The sequence below is a fragment of the Paraburkholderia sp. EG286A genome (assembly GCF_040965375.1).
Classification (GTDB): Bacteria; Pseudomonadota; Gammaproteobacteria; order Burkholderiales; family Burkholderiaceae; genus Paraburkholderia.
In genome coordinates this window covers 983,355-999,597 of the sequence record NZ_JBFRCB010000001.1, presented here as the reverse complement: position 1 = coordinate 999,597, position 16,243 = coordinate 983,355, and the positions used below count along the sequence as shown (strand labels likewise).

Annotated in this window: 13 protein-coding genes; 9 read left to right on the top strand and 4 right to left on the bottom strand. The window is 64.8% G+C overall.

Features of this window, described 5'->3' with window-relative positions; translation table 11 throughout:
* Window positions 1-32 precede the first annotated feature (32 nt).
* Complete coding sequence (locus AB4Y35_RS04470; RefSeq protein ID WP_368703478.1) at window positions 33-1,394, top strand: MFS transporter; 1,362 nt, start codon at window positions 33-35, stop codon at window positions 1,392-1,394.
* A 20-nt stretch (window positions 1,395-1,414) separates the two neighbouring features.
* Here the strand turns inward: AB4Y35_RS04470 and AB4Y35_RS04465 are convergent, their stop codons facing one another.
* On the bottom strand, window positions 1,415-3,643 hold the full coding sequence (locus tag AB4Y35_RS04465; protein ID WP_368703477.1) for a SulP family inorganic anion transporter: 2,229 nt from the start codon (window positions 3,641-3,643) through the stop codon (window positions 1,415-1,417).
* 185 nt (window positions 3,644-3,828) lie between these two features.
* Here AB4Y35_RS04465 and AB4Y35_RS04460 point away from each other — a divergent pair, with 185 nt between their 5' ends.
* Complete coding sequence (locus tag AB4Y35_RS04460) at window positions 3,829-7,143, top strand: adenylate/guanylate cyclase domain-containing protein (RefSeq protein ID WP_368703476.1); 3,315 nt, start codon at window positions 3,829-3,831, stop codon at window positions 7,141-7,143.
* Window positions 7,144-7,171: 28 nt separating this feature from the next.
* Here the strand turns inward: AB4Y35_RS04460 and AB4Y35_RS04455 are convergent, their stop codons facing one another.
* Complete coding sequence (locus tag AB4Y35_RS04455) at window positions 7,172-7,966, bottom strand: DUF899 domain-containing protein (protein ID WP_368703475.1); 795 nt, start codon at window positions 7,964-7,966, stop codon at window positions 7,172-7,174.
* Window positions 7,967-8,232: 266 nt separating this feature from the next.
* Window positions 8,233-9,405 (bottom strand): porin, encoded by a 1,173-nt coding sequence (locus tag AB4Y35_RS04450; protein ID WP_368703474.1) that lies wholly within the window; start codon window positions 9,403-9,405, stop codon window positions 8,233-8,235.
* A gap of 474 nt (window positions 9,406-9,879) precedes the next feature.
* Between AB4Y35_RS04450 and AB4Y35_RS04445 the strand changes: the two genes are divergently transcribed.
* The 7 genes from AB4Y35_RS04445 (at window position 9,880) to AB4Y35_RS04415 (ending at window position 15,541) form a co-directional block, all read left to right on the top strand.
* The gene (locus tag AB4Y35_RS04445) at window positions 9,880-10,707 is read left to right on the top strand and encodes an IclR family transcriptional regulator (protein WP_368703473.1); all 828 of its coding nucleotides are present in this window, start codon (window positions 9,880-9,882) and stop codon (window positions 10,705-10,707) included.
* Window positions 10,708-10,947: 240 nt separating this feature from the next.
* The gene (locus tag AB4Y35_RS04440; protein WP_368703472.1) at window positions 10,948-12,468 is read left to right on the top strand and encodes an OPT/YSL family transporter; all 1,521 of its coding nucleotides are present in this window, start codon (window positions 10,948-10,950) and stop codon (window positions 12,466-12,468) included.
* 59 nt (window positions 12,469-12,527) lie between these two features.
* Window positions 12,528-13,472 (top strand): DUF1177 domain-containing protein, encoded by a 945-nt coding sequence (locus AB4Y35_RS04435; protein WP_368703471.1) that lies wholly within the window; start codon window positions 12,528-12,530, stop codon window positions 13,470-13,472.
* A 13-nt stretch (window positions 13,473-13,485) separates the two neighbouring features.
* Window positions 13,486-14,175 (top strand): AroM family protein, encoded by a 690-nt coding sequence (locus AB4Y35_RS04430; RefSeq protein WP_368703470.1) that lies wholly within the window; start codon window positions 13,486-13,488, stop codon window positions 14,173-14,175.
* Complete coding sequence (gene pepE / locus AB4Y35_RS04425) at window positions 14,172-14,894, top strand: dipeptidase PepE (protein ID WP_368703469.1); 723 nt, start codon at window positions 14,172-14,174, stop codon at window positions 14,892-14,894. The genes AB4Y35_RS04430 and pepE overlap by 4 nt, the downstream gene beginning before the upstream one ends.
* A complete protein-coding gene (locus tag AB4Y35_RS04420; RefSeq protein ID WP_368703468.1) occupies window positions 14,894-15,109 on the top strand; it encodes a hypothetical protein in 216 nt (71 codons plus the stop codon). The genes pepE and AB4Y35_RS04420 overlap by 1 nt, the downstream gene beginning before the upstream one ends.
* Before the next feature lie 3 nt (window positions 15,110-15,112).
* Window positions 15,113-15,541, top strand: a complete 429-nt coding sequence (locus AB4Y35_RS04415) for an aspartate/glutamate racemase family protein (protein ID WP_368703849.1) — start codon at window positions 15,113-15,115, stop codon at window positions 15,539-15,541.
* Between the two features lie 153 nt (window positions 15,542-15,694).
* On the opposite strand, the gene AB4Y35_RS04410 is transcribed toward AB4Y35_RS04415, so the two are convergent.
* Window positions 15,695-16,198, bottom strand: coding sequence for a prolyl-tRNA synthetase associated domain-containing protein (locus AB4Y35_RS04410; RefSeq protein WP_368703467.1), 504 nt, complete (start codon window positions 16,196-16,198; stop codon window positions 15,695-15,697).
* Window positions 16,199-16,243 lie beyond the last annotated feature (45 nt).

The following is a 16,243-nucleotide window of genomic DNA, read 5'->3' as shown; positions in this document are numbered from 1 at the left end:
GCCTTATTCAACGCACAAGGGACGGCCAGATCATGAAAGCGTATCAGCCCAAAGTGGCCCCCAAGACGCTTCGCAAGGTGATCGTTGCCGCTGCGGTAGGCAATTTCGTCGAATGGTTCGATTTTGCCGTTTACGGATTTCTGGCAACCCTGCTGACTCGCCAGTTCTTCCCGAATGGCGACCCGGCGATCGCGTTGATGAAGACTTTCGCGGTGTTCGCCGTCGCGTTTGCATTCAGGCCGCTCGGCGGCGTCTTTTTCGGCGTGGTGGGAGACCGGGTGGGCCGCAAGAAAACGCTCGCCCTGACCATCCTTATCATGGCGGGTGCCACAACGGTCATCGGCTTCCTGCCGACCTACGCGTCGGTCGGCATGCTCGCCCCCTTGTTGCTCGCGATCGTGCGCTGCGTGCAAGGCTTTTCCGCCGGCGGCGAATACGCGGGCGCCTGCGCGTATCTGATGGAACATGCGCCGAAGCACCAGCGCGCGCGCTACGGAAGCTTTCTGCCGGTCTCCACGTTCCTGTCGTTCGCGAGCGCCGCCGTGGTGGCATCCGGACTCGACGCCATGCTGTCGCCCGAGGCGATGAGCAGTTGGGGCTGGAGAATCCCGTTCATCGCCGCGGCGCCTATCGGTCTGGTCGGACTGTATCTGCGCACGCGCCTTGGCGAAACGCCATCGTTTGCCGCAGTCGAGCACGATCACGAGCTGGCGCACGCCCCGCTGCGCGAAACGCTCAGGACCCAGGCAGGCGCGATCGTGCGCCTCGGTGCCTTCGTATCCGTGACTGCGCTCTCCTTCTATACCTTCACGACCTACTTTGCGACGTATCTGCAGGTCGTCGGCCATCTGAGCCGGGCCAGCGCGTTACTGGTGACGGTCATCGCGCTGGTATTCGCCGCGGCCATCTGCCCGCTTGCCGGCCTCTACTCGGACGCAGTGGGAAGACGCAAAACCGTCTTCACGGCATGCGCCATCCTGATCGCCGCGGTGTACCCCTCTTTCTCGCTGGGAGGCTCGGGGGATTTTCGTTCCGCGATCGCCGGCGCCTGCATGCTTGCGCTCGGCGCGGTCTTGTCGGGTGTGGTCACGGCGGCACTGCTCTCCGAAATCTTTCCGACCCGCACGCGCTATACGGCTTCAGCGATCACCTACAACCTGGCCTATACGATCTTTGGCGGCACGGCGCCGCTGGTCGCCACCTGGCTGATCGAGTCGACGGGCAACAGCATCTCGCCCGCTTACTACCTGATCGCGGTCTCGCTGCTGGCCCTCGTTGGCGGGATGTCCCTGCCGGAAACGTCGCGGATATCGCTCGACGATCACCCGCATGAAGGCGTGACGGAGCGCGTCGCGGCGCGAGGTCTGCAAGACGCGCCGCACAATTCAGTCTGACGCGAGCCCTCCTCCCCCGCTCAGTAGGCCGCGCGCAGGGCCTCCGTGGCAAGGGCGAGGCGCGACGCAATGACCTTCACCAGAAAGCGATGAAATTGCTGGGCGGCCGCAGGGTCGTCCTGCTCGAGCGCAACGAGCGCCGCCAGCGACAGCCTGCGCACCCGCGTCGGCGCCTCGGCAAACACGTCCGCGCTGCGCGGCTGCTGCGTGTACACAGCCATTTCCCCGATGACCGTGCCCGGCAGGCAGGCGCGCACCCGCACTGACCGCCCGTTGCCGAGCGGCAGCGAAACGGCGAGCCGCCCGCGCTCGATGAGGTACAACGCGTTGCCCGGGTCCCCACGATGAAACAGCGCCTGGCCCGCCTGCAGATCCTGCACTTCGAGTCGCGTTGAGAGCGTATTCAGCGCACTGGCCGTGAAGTGCGGCGCGAGCAGCACGTTGAGGTCGTCACCAGGCTTCGGCGCGAGCGCGCTCGACGCGAGCAGCTGGTCTTCCACCCATTCGAGGCCCGCATCGAGCGTGTCGAATTCGCGAATCCGCAAATTGAGCGTGCCGGTTTTCGTCAGCAGATCGCGCGAGCGCGGCGGCAGCGCGGTCAGGATCAGGTCCGCGTCCGTCGCCGCGCAGAGCTGCCGCAGCTTGACGAAGCTGATCGATACCGACGCGTCGATGCCCTGGGTCGACGCGAAATCAAGTACGACGAATCGAACCCGCGCTGGGTCACGCGCGGCGAGGCGCTCGCGGATGCGCTGGAGGATCGAATTGGCCGTGCCGAAAAAGAGAAACCCTTGCAGGCACATGCCGCACGCCTGGGCGCCGAGGCCGCGCAACGCTTCGGTCTCCTCGATGTTGCGCTCGACGTTCGAAGTGCGGGTGCGAAGGTCGAACGCCATGCGGATGCAGCTCACGCGGCCATAGAGCAGCGTGAACATCACGCACGCGGCAATCACGCCCACGGCCACGCCGATGAGCACGCCCCAAGCCGCGATCGTGCCGAGAATCACGGGCACGAGCAGATACTCGTACCAAGCGAGTTTCGCCCACGCGCCGACCACCCACTGCACGATGAGGCGCAGCCCCATGAAAAGCTGGAGGCCGACGAGCACCGGCACGGGAAAGAGCGCGACGAAACCGGGCGACGCCGCCAGCACGACGAGGCACGCGAGCGAGGCGAACACGCCCGCCATCCGGCTCGTCGCGCCCACGCGCGCGTTGAGCATCGAGCGGTTGAACGACTGGTAACCGACCATGCCGCCCAACAGCCCGCTCGCGAGATTGGCGAGGCCCGCGGCCCGCATCTCGCGATTGAGATCGACTTCCTCGCCCGTCGCCGCGCCGATCGCCGTCGAATTCATCAGGATCGTGACGGCCGACACCGAGGTGACCACGAGGCTCTCCGGAAGGTGTGCGGCGATCGCCGTCCAGTCGATGCCGCCCTGCCCGAGCTGCGCGCGCAGGTGCAGCTCGGGTAACCCGGTGAGCCGCAGCGCCGCGCGCGGCAGCAGCAGGCCCATGGCGCGCGCGTCGTCGATCGACAGGCCCGCGGCGCGCAGCAGTACGTAGAAAAGCACGATGCCGAACGCCAGCGTGAGCGGCAGCGCGGCAACGTGCTTCCAGCTGCGCATCAGGACCGTGGCCAGCACGCCGACGACGAGCGCGGGCAGCCATGCGAGCCAGTGAAGATGCGTCAACACCGCGAGCGTGTGCCATTGCAGCGGCTCGCCCGTCATGACGCGAAATGCGCCGGCGAGGAGCAGATAGCCCGTGCCGGCGAGGAACCCGCCGAGGACCGGGTAAGGCAGGAACTGCAGCGAGCGGCTGCGCTTCGACGAACCGATTGCGTAGAGCACGACGCCGGTCACGAGCGAGCAAAGCGCGATGGCGATCAGCACGGTGAGCAGCAGTGTTTGCGGGGAACCGCCGTCCGCTCGCACGCTGCTCGCGACGCCTGCCGCCACGCCCGCGAGAAACGCGGCCGCGTTGCTGTCGGGGCCGCCGATGTTCAGGCGCATCGAACTCGTCAAGGCGATCACGAGCGCCGTGACGACACAGCTGACGAGCGCAGTGGGCACGCCGAGCATGGCGTAGCGGGCGAGATCGGCGCTGAAGATCATCGTGCCGAGGCTCATCGCGTAGCACAGCATGACGAGCGCCGATACCGCGCCGGCCGCCAGATCGCCGGGCAGCGCCGCGATGCGCGAGCGCGGCGGGACGTCGGCGACGGTAACGGTCTTGCCCGGCTTCACGTGAATTCCCGGTGGAATGCGCGAGGCGCGATGGGGAGCGATCCAGTATCCGTCCGCGCCGGAAAGCCTGTCAAACGCCGTACGCGGCCCGTGGCGCGCGCCTACACTGGAAATTCACCGGCACGATCCCGACGGGCTCGGGGCGGTTCGCATCAGGCAACCGGCATCGCATCCAGGCGGCGAACATGGATATTGAGCAATGGCTGCGCGCCCTGGGACTCGAACAGTACGCGCAGGCGTTCGCGGCAAACGATATCGATCTCTCGCTGCTCGCGCAGTTGACCGACGCGGATCTGCGGGAACTCGGGGTGCAGTCGCTCGGCCACCGCAAACGCATCCTCGCTGCCGCCGCGCCGAGCCCGCCAGCCGCGGCTCCACCTGTGGCGCAAGCGCCGGTCGCACCCCACGCGCTGGAGATCCCCACGGACGAACGCCGGCAGGTCACCGTCCTGTTTGCCGATCTCTGCGGCTTCACCGCGCTCTCGCGTACGCTCGATGCGGAGGAGCTGCGCGCGCTGATCGGCCGCTTCACGGCGCTCGTCGACGGCATCGTGCTCGCCTGGGGCGGCACGACCGACAGGCATATCGGCGATGCGGTGATGGCGCTGTTCGGCGCGCCCCGCGCGCACGAGACGGACACGCTGCGCGCGGCGCGCGCGGCGCTCGACATCCATGAGGCGCTGACGCAATTGAGCATGCAGGCGGCACGCACGTTGCAGGCCCATATCGGTATCGCGAGCGGCGAGGTCGTCGCCGGCGCGCTCGGCTGCGTCGACGCGCGCGACTACACCGCGACCGGCACTCCGGTGAACCTGGCCGCACGCCTGCAGGTCGCGGCGGCCGCCGGCGAGACCTGGCTTTCCGATGACGTGGCGCGCGCACTCGGCGACGCCGCCGTCTGCGACGCGCTCGGCGAGCAGCGCTTCAAGGGCATCGACACGCCGGTGCGCGCATGGCGGCTGCGCGCGATTTCGAGCGACCCGGCGAGCGAATCGGCGAAGACGGGTCAGAGCCTTTTCGTCGGACGAGAGGCCGAACTCGAGCAGTTTCACGGGATCGTCCGCGCGTGCGTCGCGAGGCGGGCCGGCCACATCGTCCATGTGCGCGGCGAAGCGGGCATCGGCAAGACGCGGCTCGTCGACGAGATGCGCCGCTATGCGCAATCGCAGGGCTTCGAGATCCATCGGGGCCTCGTGCTCGACTTCGGTGTGGGCAAGGGGCGGGACCCCGTGCACACGATCGCCGGCAGCCTGCTCGGCCTGCCGGGCGGCGCATCGAGCGACGCGCGGCGCGCCGCCGCCGCGCGGTTCGCCGCCGAAGGCAGCCTCGAGGCCGGCCAGCACGCGTTTCTCCACGACCTCCTCGACCTGCCGCCCGCGGACGAATGGCGAACCGTCTACGACGCCATGGACCACGGCGCGCGCAAGCGCGGCAAGCAAACGCTCGCCGCGCGACTGACCGGCGACGCCTGCAGGCGGGCCGCCACGCTGATCGTCGTCGAAGACCTGCATTGGGCCGAGCCCGAAGTGCTCGACTATCTCTCGGCCTTCGCCTCGGGCATCGCGAACGGCCCGGGCCTGCTCGTGACGACCTCGCGCGTGGAAGGCGACCCGATCGATGCGGCGTGGCGCGCGCGCTGCCGCGACACCCCGTTCGCGACCATCGACCTCGGGCCGTTACGCCAGGACGAAGCGCTGAGCCTCGCGGGCAACTTCATCGACGCAACGCAGCGGGTCGCGCTCGCCTGCATCGAGCGCGCGGGCGGCAACCCGCTGTTCCTCGAGCAGCTCTTGCGCAACGCCGAGGAAGGCAGCGACAACGCCGTGCCCGGCTCGATCCGCAGCCTCGTGCTCGCGCGGATGGACCGGCTCGCGCCGCGCGACCGCCTGGCCTTCCAGGCGGCTGCCGTGATCGGGCAGCGGTTCGGCATCGCGTTGCTGCGGCGGCTCATCGACGACCCCAGCTACGTCTGCGACGGCCTGCTCGCCAATGCGCTCGTGCTGCCGGAGGGCGAAGAGTACCTGTTCGCCCACGCGCTGATCCAGGAAAGCGCCTATTCGACGCTGCTGCGCGCGCGCCGGCGCGAGTTGCACCGCCGCGCGGCCGACTGGTTCGCGCACGGCGACCCCACGCTGCACGCCCAGCATCTCGACCGCGCCGAGGACGAACGCGCGCCGCAGGCCTACCTGGCCGCCGCGCTCGCGCAGCGCACGGCGCACCTGCTCGAGGCCGCGCTGCGCCTCGCCGAGCGGGGCCTCGAGATCGCGCAGACGGAAACGGACCGCCACAGCCTGAGCTGTTGCAAGGGCGAACTGCTGCGCGACCTCGGCGACATTGCGGGATCGATCGCGACCTGGCGCGCGGCGCTCGCGGCCGCCCCCGACGACGCCAGTCTGTGCCGCTGCCAGCTCGGGCTCGCGGAAGGCCTGCGGGTGAGCGAAGGCCTCGACGAAGCGCTGGATCTGCTCGAGGCTGCGCAGCGGCTCGCGGAACGCGACGACCGGGTGGCCGAGCTCGCGAGCCTTCACTATCTGCGCGGCAACATCTACTTTCCGCTCGGCAAGATCGATGCCTGCAGCACCGAGCACGAGCGCGGGCTCGAATACGCGCGGCGCCTTGGCCTGCCCGAGGCCGAGGCCCGGGCGCTCGGCGGCCTCGCCGATGCCGCCTACGCGCAAGGGCGGATGCGGACCGCGTTCCGCCATTTCAGCGATTGCGTGGCGTTGAGCCGCGAGCACGGGTGCGGGCGGATCGAAGTCGCCAATCTGTCGATGCAGGGCTTCAGCCGCATTTATCTGAACGAGCCGCGCCAGGCGCGCGAAGACGCCGTTGCCGCCGTGCGCGCCGCCGCGCTGATCGGCCAGCCGCGCGCGCAATTGCTGGGCGAGACGCTCGGCGTGTTCGCCTGCTACGAGCTAGGCGATATGCCGGCTACGCAGGTCCATCTGGAGCAGGAAAGGCGCGTGATCCGGCAATTGGGCGCGCGCCGGTTCGAAGCGCAGAACGTGGAAATGCAGGGACGTGTCTGGCTCGCCGACGGGCGCCGCGGCGAAGCCATCGAGGCGCTGCGCGAGGCGCTGGCGATCGCGCGCGAGGTGGGCACGCAGTTTTCCGCGCCGAAGAATCTGAGCGCCCTCGCCCGCGCGGTCGACGAGCATGACGAGCGCACGCGCCTGCTGGCAGAAGGCGCGGACCTGCTGCGCCTCGGCGCGGTCGGCCACAACCATCTCTGGTTCTACCGCGACGCGATCGAAGCGATGCTGGCGGCCCGCGATCCGGCCGGCGTGCTGCGCTACGCGAGCGCACTGGAGGACTACACGCGGCGCGAGCCGCTCCCCTGGGCCGAGCTGTTCGCGGCGCGCGGACGCGCGCTCGCGCGCGTCCTGCAGGCGCCTGCGGACGAAGCCGCGCGAGGCGAACTCGCGCGCGTGCGAACCGTGCTGCTGCAGGCAGGCTTCCAGCAGTACCTGGCCGCGGTCGATGCCGCGCTTGCCGCTTGAGGCACACGCCTGACCGAACACGTTTCGCTCAAGGCGTTCCTTGCTGGTCCTGCTTGCGGAATGCAGCCTCGCCGGCGTCCGACACCTCGACCCACTTCTTGTCGGGCGGCGCGTCAGCGCTGTAGCTGTCGTGCCAGTTCCACCACTTGTAGGTTGGGGTCTGGGGATAGCCCTCGGGCGAGTCCTCCCAAACCTCCTGGCGACCCAGCGGCGTGATGTCGAGGTAGTTCCAGGTGCCCCCCATTTGCTCATCGCCGCGATTGTTGATGAAGTAGGTGCGCAATACGCGCTCGCCGTCGCGGTAGAACACGTTCGTGCCGTGCCACTCGTCCACGCCGAAGTCGGCGTCGAAGCTGTCCGTGATGGTGAACCACGGTATCTCCCAGCCCATGCGCGCCTTCAGCCGCGCGATGTCGGCCTGAGGCGCACGCGAGACGAAAACGAGCGTGGTGTCGCGGACGTTCAGATGGGCGACGTGGGCGACCTGGTCGGCCACCATGGAGCAGCCCCGGCAGGCATGGTCGGGCCAGCCGAACACGCCCGGTTCGAAGAATGCGCGGTAGACGATCAGCTGACGCCGGCCGTCGAACAGATCCTGCAGGCTGAGCTTGCCCGCGGGCCCTTCGAATGCGTAGGCCTTCTCCACCGCCATCCAGGGCATGCGGCGGCGCTCGGCGGCCAGGGCGTCCCGAGCCCGGGTCGCCGCCTTTTCTTTCACGAGCAACTGCTGGCGCGCCTCTTCCCACGCCTGCGACGAGACGACCGGTGGTGTGAGCATGGCGGGCTGTCCGCCTTTCCTTCCGTTTTCGGTTGCTGAACTCATGGCTTTTGCGACCTCCTGAATGGGGCAAATTCCTGCGGCGCGATTACGTCCGCTACGCGTCGCTCGTTGGGTGACGTGAGTAGTTTGCTACCGGGAATCGGAGGTTGGGAGTAACAAGTGTGGCGGTATTTCGAGGGAGTGCTGAGTGGAGTCGCGGGGCTGAGATGAGGAAATTTTGCAAACGCTGCTGAGCGGCCTGGAGTTGCTCTGGATAGTCATTTGCGTCAAATCGCTCAAGTGGCCTGAAGCGCCAGATCTCGATGCGATCAGAACTTGTGACGGATACCGATGGAAACCGCAACTTGCGAATTGCTGGACGATGCGCCACCTGCTGACTGGATATACGCAATCTTTTCAAGCGAATTTCCGGACTTGATCGATGCGTCCCCCGCTGCCAGTTGGTACTCCGCCGACGCGTAGCATTCCGTCCGCTTGCTCATCGCGTAGTCGAGGCCCAGCGTCGCCTGATGCCAGCGCGGCTTGAGATGCCCCGTCGAGCCCGGCACACGGTCGGCGGTTCCGTACGTAAAGGTATAGTCGGCGATCAACGTGAGCGGCGCACTCACCCGGTAGCGCAGATTCGCGTCGAGATTGTTCAGTTTTCGCGACGCGCCGTCGTTGTAGTCGAGTTGCACGTTGCTGAATCCAAGTCCGATCTGCGCTGCGCCGAGCACATAACCGACGCCGCCTGCGGCAACCTGCTGCCGCGCGACACCGCCGTCGAGTCCATAGAAGAATGCGGTGCCGTAATCGTCGCCATTCGAAGCCGATGCACCGCCAAGCGCACCGCTCGTATTCGATGTCGAGTTCGGGTGGTTCAGCAGCATGTAGCCACCGCCTAGTGAAAACGGGCCATGCACATAGCTGACCGCTGCAGACCACTCCCGGTTGTTAGCGAAGGCGCCTGCCTGATTGCTGAAGCCATAAATGCTGGAGAACTTGAACCCCGAAATCGTCTCGGTCGTAGCTTTCACAGAATTGTTGACACGGAAGTACCAGTTCATGTCGTCGTTGTCACCGATATGCGTCGCCGGCGTCCAGAAACCTGCGCCAAAGAACGGTGCGACGATATCGGCAAGCGAATCTGACTGACGCCCGAATGTCACCGCACCGATACCCTTCTGGCTCAACCCGACAATGGAGGTACGTCCGAAGATACGGCCGGCGCTGTTTGTGCCATTGGTCGCGTTAAAGCCGTTTTCCAGATTGAAGATGGCGCTCAAGCCATTGCCGAGATTTTCCGCGCCTCTCAAGCCCCAACGGCTACCACCAAGTTTCCCTGACTGAAGCTGGACGACAGAGAAGCCCTTCTGGTTGCTCGAATACGTGAGGCCTTCGTCGACGATGCCATACAAGGTGATCGAACCCTGGGCATGCGCCCCCACGGCACCCACGAACAACATTGCAGCCCCGCCAGAAAATACATACTTGTTCAACATCGAATACCTCTTCTCATAATAAACAACATTGATTAACAATTTGTTGTACTAACTTAGTTCCGGACTTTTCGTGTACCGCGAATCTGTGCGGTCACGGTTCTGCGATATCCGGGTTACGACACCACCCCGCCGCAGCTTTCGCAGCTCACCTCAAGAGTTAGGATGCCTATCCAACCCGATGTGTTCGTGTCTCGCTAGAGCGCCTCATCTTTCAGCGCTTGAACCTGTTCCTGATGGCATCGAGCAGTTCCGCATTTCGGAACCGCGTTCCATGTTTAGCTAAATTCTATGCGCTTACGGCAGCTCTCAAAAAAACTTTTGAAACATGCGCAGAAAAGTTGTCGTGAGTAGCACAAATGTTTTTGAAACACTTTTCGTGACGCTTTTCCTTCGTTACGATATTTGCTAGTTTGGAACTCGGTTCCATAAAATGGAACCTAGAGTTAAGTGAACACGCTAACGAGTGGTATTCCCATGAGCATTCTCGAAACAGCAACCGCAGTACTGCGCCTGATGGCACGAGAGCAGCGCGAGATGTCGATGACCGACCTCGTCGATCATCTCGGCATGCCCAAGAGTTCGGCCTCGCGCGTGCTCAAGCAGATGACAGAAGCCGGCTTACTGGAACGGGACAGGAAGTCATTGGCCTATCGTCCCTCGATGCTGCTCCTGGAACTCAGCCACCTCGTGCGATCGACGAATTCGCTCATCGACATGTGTGCGCAGGCGCTCGAAACGCTGTGCGCCCGCTACGGCCACACGGGCTACGTCTCGGTGCTCGAGGGCAACGACGTTGTCGTTTTGCGCGTGCGGCCTGGTTCGCATGCGTTCCGCGCGATGACGAACGCCGGCCATCGCTCCGCTTCGTGGGCGACCTCCACGGGCCGCGCGCTGCTCTCACGCGAAGCCGACGAGCAGATTCGCGCCCGTTTCCCGCTGGGCTTGCGTCAGGCCGGCACGGATGTCACCGATAGCGCAGTCGAAATGACAACCGTGCAATCCGGCGACTCGCGTTCTCCAACGCGCGGCCCCGCCACGCTCGATGCATTGCTCGATGAAATCGCACTCACCCGCACGCGCGGCTACGCCCTCGCCCAAAACGAAGCGCTCTATGGCGTGTGCTCCGTGGGGTGCGCAGTTGCAGACCCTTCGAGTGGCGAGTGCGTTTCGTTCTGCTTGAGCTTTCCCGCAGGCGCGCACGATCCCGCAGCACTCGCAGAGCTTGGCGAGGCGGTACGCGACGAGGCACGCATGATCGGGCGCGCGCTCGGCGACCCTTTCTGGAGCGCCCTTACCCAATAAGAAAGTGCCTCCACACTAGTCCGGGCGGAACGCGAGCTCGCATTGCAGCGGCCATGTTTTCCTGAGCCAGCACCGTCAGCCACCCACGTCGAAATATCGGCGCGCTTTTGATGAGACCAACGCATGCATGCTTCGCACTCGCCTGAACAATCGACATCCGACGCGGGAGAGCCTCCTCGCGCCAGCACATATCCTGCGCCGCAAACGCATCCGCCGGCCCTATCTCCGGCCAACCTACTGTTGCTCGCCGCCCTCTCCGTCATTGGCGCGATCATCGGGATCGAACTGCTGGTCAAGGTCGGCGTGACGCCCAATACGTCTATCGTCGGCGCGCTCGCCGCAATGATTTGCGCACGCGTGCCGTTGCGCTTCTTCCGCGCCTACCGCTCCGTGCACGTGCAAAACCTGGCGCAAAGCGCAATTTCCGCGGCGACGTTCGGCGCGGCCAACAGCCTGCTGCTGCCCATCGCCATTCCGTTCCTCTTCGGTCGTGAAGACCTCGTTCTGCCGATGTTCGCCGGCGTTGCGCTTGGCATGCTGCTAGACGGATACATGCTGTACCGCATGTTCGGTACTAGCGTCTTTCCGGCGACGGGAACGTGGCCACAAGGCGTCGCGGCAGCGGAAGCGATCAAGGCCGGCGATGAGGGCGGCAAGCAGGCGCGCCTGCTTGGCGTCGGCGTCGGCGTCGGTCTCGTCGGCTCGTGGCTCGGCATCCCCATGTCCGCATTCGGCACCGCGTTCATCGGAAACATCTGGGCGCTCGGCATGCTAGGCCTCGGTTTTCTGATTCGCGGATACTCCGTGCCGCTCTTCCACTTTGCCATCGACAAGGCCTACATTCCACACGGCATGATGATTGGTGCGGGTCTCGTCGCGCTGATCCAGGTTGGCGTGCTCGTCCTGCGCGACCAGAAAGTCAACAAGGCGGCAAGCGGTGCCTCGCAGGTTGCCAGCGTGCCGAGCGTCGCCAGTTCGCTTCGCTTCGGCGCGATCGCCTATGTAGCGCTCGCCGCACTAGTCGCGTTACTGAGCGGCATCTGGAACGACATGTCGCCCGGCATGCTCGTGAGCTTCGTGCTGTACGCGGCGCTCGCGGCGTTCGTCCATGAGCTGATCGTGGGTATCGCCGCGATGCATTCCGGCTGGTTCCCGGCATTCGCGGTTGCATTGATTACGCTGCTGATCGGCATGCTGATCGGTTTCCCGATGGTGTCGCTGGTCGTGCTGTGCGGCTTTTCAGCCGCCACCGGCCCCGCGTTCGCCGACATGGGGTACGACCTGAAAGCAGGCTTCATCCTGCGCGGACACGGCGAGGACCCCGCGTTCGAGCTCGCAGGCCGTCGACAGCAATTGATCGCGGCGATGCTCGCGTTTCTCGTGGCCATTCCTGTCGTGCTGCTCGCGCACCATGCGTTCTTCTCGAACAACCAGATCCCGCCCGTGGCAAAGGTGTACGTCTCGACGATCCAGGCGGGCGTCGCGCCCGGAATTCTCCATTCGCTGTTGATGTGGGCCGTGTTGGGTGCCGTGCTGCAGTTCGCCGGTGGACCGAAACGTCAGCTCGGTGTGCTGTTTGCCACCGGCCTCTTGATCGCGAGCCCGCTTGCAGGCTGGGCGGTGCTGGCCGGTATTGCCATCCGGCTGGTCATCGGGCGCCGCAATCCCGCTGCCAGGAACGGCATGGAAGTATTTGCCGCAGGCGTGATCGCCGCGGACGCGCTATACAGCTTCATCGGATCGGTCATCAAATCGCGCTGAGCGTTGCGCGGCGATCGATTCAATACACAACGTATTCCTTGCAACCGAACGATATTCCTATGAGTCTCACACAAACCCTTCAGGTCTTCGAAGCCTTCGACAGCCGCTTCACGAGCGGCCAAACTGTGATCGATCTGCTCGCGCCGTTCGCTGATGAAGGCGTGAGCGTTGACGTCATCGAGATCGGCGGCGCGAAGGGCACAACCGATTTCATCAAGATCGCCATCCCTGGCGAGAGCGGTAAGCGCAAAGGTGGCACTGCGAGGACGCTCGGCATTGTCGGGCGTCTGGGCGGCATTGGCGCGCGTCCGTCTCGCATCGGCCTTGTCTCGGACGCCGATGGCGCCATCGCCGCCGTGGCCGCGGCACTCAAGCTCGCGCAAATGCGGCGCAATGGTGACCCGCTCCCTGGAGACGTGTTCCTCACAACGCACATTTGCCCCACGGCACCTACGCGCCCGCACGATCCCGTTGATTTCATGGATTCACCCATCGACACCGAGGACGTCAACGCACACGAAGTCTGGGACGAGATGGACGCAGTGCTTTCCATCGACACGACCAAGGGCAACCGCATCATCAACCACAGTGGCTATGCCATTTCCCCGACCGTGAAGGATGGCTATATCCTCCGTGTATCGGAAGACCTGATCCGCATCATGGAGATGACGAGCGGCAAACCCGCGGTCACATTCCCCGTGACGACGCAGGACATCACGCCGTACGGCAACGGCGTGCATCATCTGAATAGCATCATGCAGCCGTCGATCGCGACCAGTGCACCGGTGGTCGGCGTCGCGATCACGACGCAAACCGTGGTGCCTGGCTGCGCAACGGGCGCGAGCCACGAAATCGATATCGCGCTGGCGGTCAAGTTCGCAGTAGAGGTGGCAAAGGAATTCGGGCGCGGCACCTGCTCGTTTCACGATGAAAAGGACTATTCGCGGCTCATCGAACTCTACGGCTCGCTCGCTCATCTCAAGGTGCGTCACCCCGGAAAGTGAACAGGCGAAACTCATGACCACACGAAAACTCGGCACACTGACGATCGGCCAGGCGCCGCGAACCGACATCACGCCTATTCTCGACGCGCACCTTCCCGACGTGCTCCCGCGCGTACATATGGGCGTACTCGACGGCCTCACGTCCGCGGAAATCGAGGCGCGCTACGCGCCGCAAACCGGTAACGCCACGCTCGTATCGCGTCTGCTCGACGGCTCTTCCGTCATCGTCGACAAGCCTGACGTGCGCGCGGTGCTGCAGGAAAAAATCGACGCGCTTGTCGCGCTTGGCTGTGACGTGATACTCGTGCTCTGCACCGGCGAGTTCCACGGCCTCGAAGGCCGCACGGCATGGCTCGTCGAGCCAGACCAGATCGTGCCGCCTGCCGCGGCGGCACTCGTCGGCGATCGGCAGGTGGGCATCGTCGTGCCACTCGCTAGCCAGATCGAAAGCGAGTATCGAAAATGGGCCGGGTTACGCCGCGCGCCCATCTGCGCCGCGGCTTCGCCCTATCGCAATGTGGACGAGTCCGACGAACTGATCACCGCCGCTTGCGAGCTACGTGAGAAAGGCGCCGAACTGCTGATCCTCGATTGCATGGGCTTCGTCGAGCGGCATCGCCAGATCGTCAAGGAAGCGAGCGGCCTGCCGGTGATTCTTTCCAATGCGCTGATCGCGCGCCTGACTGCGGAGATTCTTTCATGAATGCCCTGCTGCTGAGCAATTCCCGAGGCCCTGACGGCGCCTACCTCGTTCACGCGCTCGAAGCCATTCGCACGCTGGCTGAATACAGCGGGCCGGACGCTATTGAGGCGCTCTTCGTGCCTTTCGCCGGCGTCACGATGACATGGGACGCGTACACGGAAAAGGTCGCCGCAGCGCTCGCGCCCGCGAACATTTCGCTGCGCTCCGTGCATACCTTTTCCACCCCTGCCGAAGCGCATGCGGCCGTCGCGGAGGCCAAACTGATCGTTGTGGGCGGCGGGAATACCTTCCAGCTGCTCGCGCAGTGCCGCGAACGCGGCCTGGTCGATGCAATTCGCCTGGCAGTGCATGGTGGCGCACGCTATCTCGGCTGGAGCGCCGGTGCGAACCTCGCTTGCCCAACAATTTGTACGACGAACGATATGCCGATTGTCGACCCCAATGGTTTCGATGCGCTCGGGTTGATCGATTTCCAGATCAATCCCCACTACACAAACGCACTTCCTGCAGGACATCAGGGCGAAACGCGCAATCAACGCATTGAGGAGTTCCTCGTCGCCAATCCACATGTCACCGTGGTCGGCCTGCCTGAAGGCGATTGGCTGCATGTGCAGCAAGACACCATCACGCTGCACGGGCCGCACGAAGGCTTTCGCTTCAGCCACGGCGCCGCGGCGGAAACGATAGTGCCTGGCGCGACGCTTGCGGGAGCAGCGTGATGACACTCGGGATCATTCGGGTCCTCACGACACAGAACGAAGCGGTGCTCCTTGAGCACGGGCGCCTGATCAAGGCGCAATATGGAATCGATTCGTTCTCCCGCTGCATTCCCGGCCAGCCGACGGGCATCTTCGACGCGGCGACCGAAGCGCTCGCCGCGTCGAAGATCGTTGAGTTGGGCCGGCAGATGGAAGCAGACGGCGCGCGTGCGTAGTTCCTGAGTTGCGCCGCCGACCCGGGGCTCACCGAACTGCGCGCGGCCGTCGATATTCCCGTTGTGAGTGCGGGCAGCGCATCGGCGCGCGTGGCGGCGCTGCTCAGATTGCCGGTTGCCGTGATTGGCATTGGCGCACAAGCCCCACGACCCCTCCGCACGCTGCTCGGTCAGGATGTCGCCTACGCGCGGCCGAAAGGCGTCACGAAAACCAACGATCTCCTCACACCCGAAGGCGCCGCCGCCGCACTCGAGACGGCGCGCCGTCTTCACGAGGCGGGCGCGCAAGTGATCGCGTTCTCGTGCACGGGATTCTCGACGATCGGACTTGCCGCAACGATTGGCGAGCGGATCGGCTGTGTCGCTGTCGATGCCGTTGCGGCCGCAGGCATGTTTGCCGTCGAAATGCTAGGCGCTGCGCGCACAAAATGACGCAGTCGTGCAAAAAAGCGTTCGCCACCAGCACCAGCAAGGCTGGTCAGCGCCTGCGCCTTGACCACACCATAACGGTCCGGCAATTCCGGCAAGCGTGCCCCGCTTTGCCCTTCCCCGACATCGCGAGCATTGCCAGCATGAGCTGGCGCTTCAAGCCGGTCGTCTCTCTCCGAGGGCGTGCCACGACGGGGCGTGACCAATGCGCTGCAGAAAGACTTCGAGATCTCGCCTCGACAACGCGATCGTCGCGGTGCTATCCAGTGGATGAAACAGAAAGACCTGTTCGTGCCCAAGGTCACTATCGATCACGAGGCGAACATGATGAGCGCCGTCATTGACCAGGGCCAGTGGGCTCAACGAGCCAGGCCTGACCCCAAGCAGATCGAAAAGACGATCGGCCGAAGCAAACGACAGACGCTTGCTGTTCAGCGTCTTCGCAACCGCGGACAGATCCAGCGATTTATGCGCAGTCGTCACCACGAGGTATAAGCCGCCCTGCTTGTCCTGCAGCAGAAGATTCTTGCAGCGTGCGCCGTCAAGCGACAGCTCGAGCGCCCCGGATTCCGCCATGTTGAGTACCTGCTCGTGGAACTCACATTCAAACGGCACGTCCTGCTGCTCGAGCAGTTCCAGCAATTTGTCCCTTTCAATCATTTCCCGTTCGATCCAGTATGTTGCGCATGCCGGCCGCCGCCTCGC

What these genes read in the sequence shown, in the direction of transcription:
- AB4Y35_RS04470 (WP_368703478.1), top strand. Translation starts at nt 33, where the DNA reads ATGAAAGCGTATCAGCCCAAAGTGGCCCCCAAGACGCTTCGCAAGGTG.
- AB4Y35_RS04460 (WP_368703476.1), top strand. Translation starts at nt 3,829, where the DNA reads ATGGATATTGAGCAATGGCTGCGCGCCCTGGGACTCGAACAGTACGCG.
- AB4Y35_RS04455 (WP_368703475.1), bottom strand. Translation starts at nt 7,966, where the DNA reads ATGAGTTCAGCAACCGAAAACGGAAGGAAAGGCGGACAGCCCGCCATG.
- AB4Y35_RS04450 (WP_368703474.1), bottom strand. Translation starts at nt 9,405, where the DNA reads ATGTTGAACAAGTATGTATTTTCTGGCGGGGCTGCAATGTTGTTCGTG.
- AB4Y35_RS04445 (WP_368703473.1), top strand. Translation starts at nt 9,880, where the DNA reads ATGAGCATTCTCGAAACAGCAACCGCAGTACTGCGCCTGATGGCACGA.
- AB4Y35_RS04435 (WP_368703471.1), top strand. Translation starts at nt 12,528, where the DNA reads ATGAGTCTCACACAAACCCTTCAGGTCTTCGAAGCCTTCGACAGCCGC.
- AB4Y35_RS04430 (WP_368703470.1), top strand. Translation starts at nt 13,486, where the DNA reads ATGACCACACGAAAACTCGGCACACTGACGATCGGCCAGGCGCCGCGA.
- pepE (WP_368703469.1), top strand. Translation starts at nt 14,172, where the DNA reads ATGAATGCCCTGCTGCTGAGCAATTCCCGAGGCCCTGACGGCGCCTAC.
- AB4Y35_RS04420 (WP_368703468.1), top strand. Translation starts at nt 14,894, where the DNA reads ATGACACTCGGGATCATTCGGGTCCTCACGACACAGAACGAAGCGGTG.
- AB4Y35_RS04410 (WP_368703467.1), bottom strand. Translation starts at nt 16,198, where the DNA reads ATGATTGAAAGGGACAAATTGCTGGAACTGCTCGAGCAGCAGGACGTG.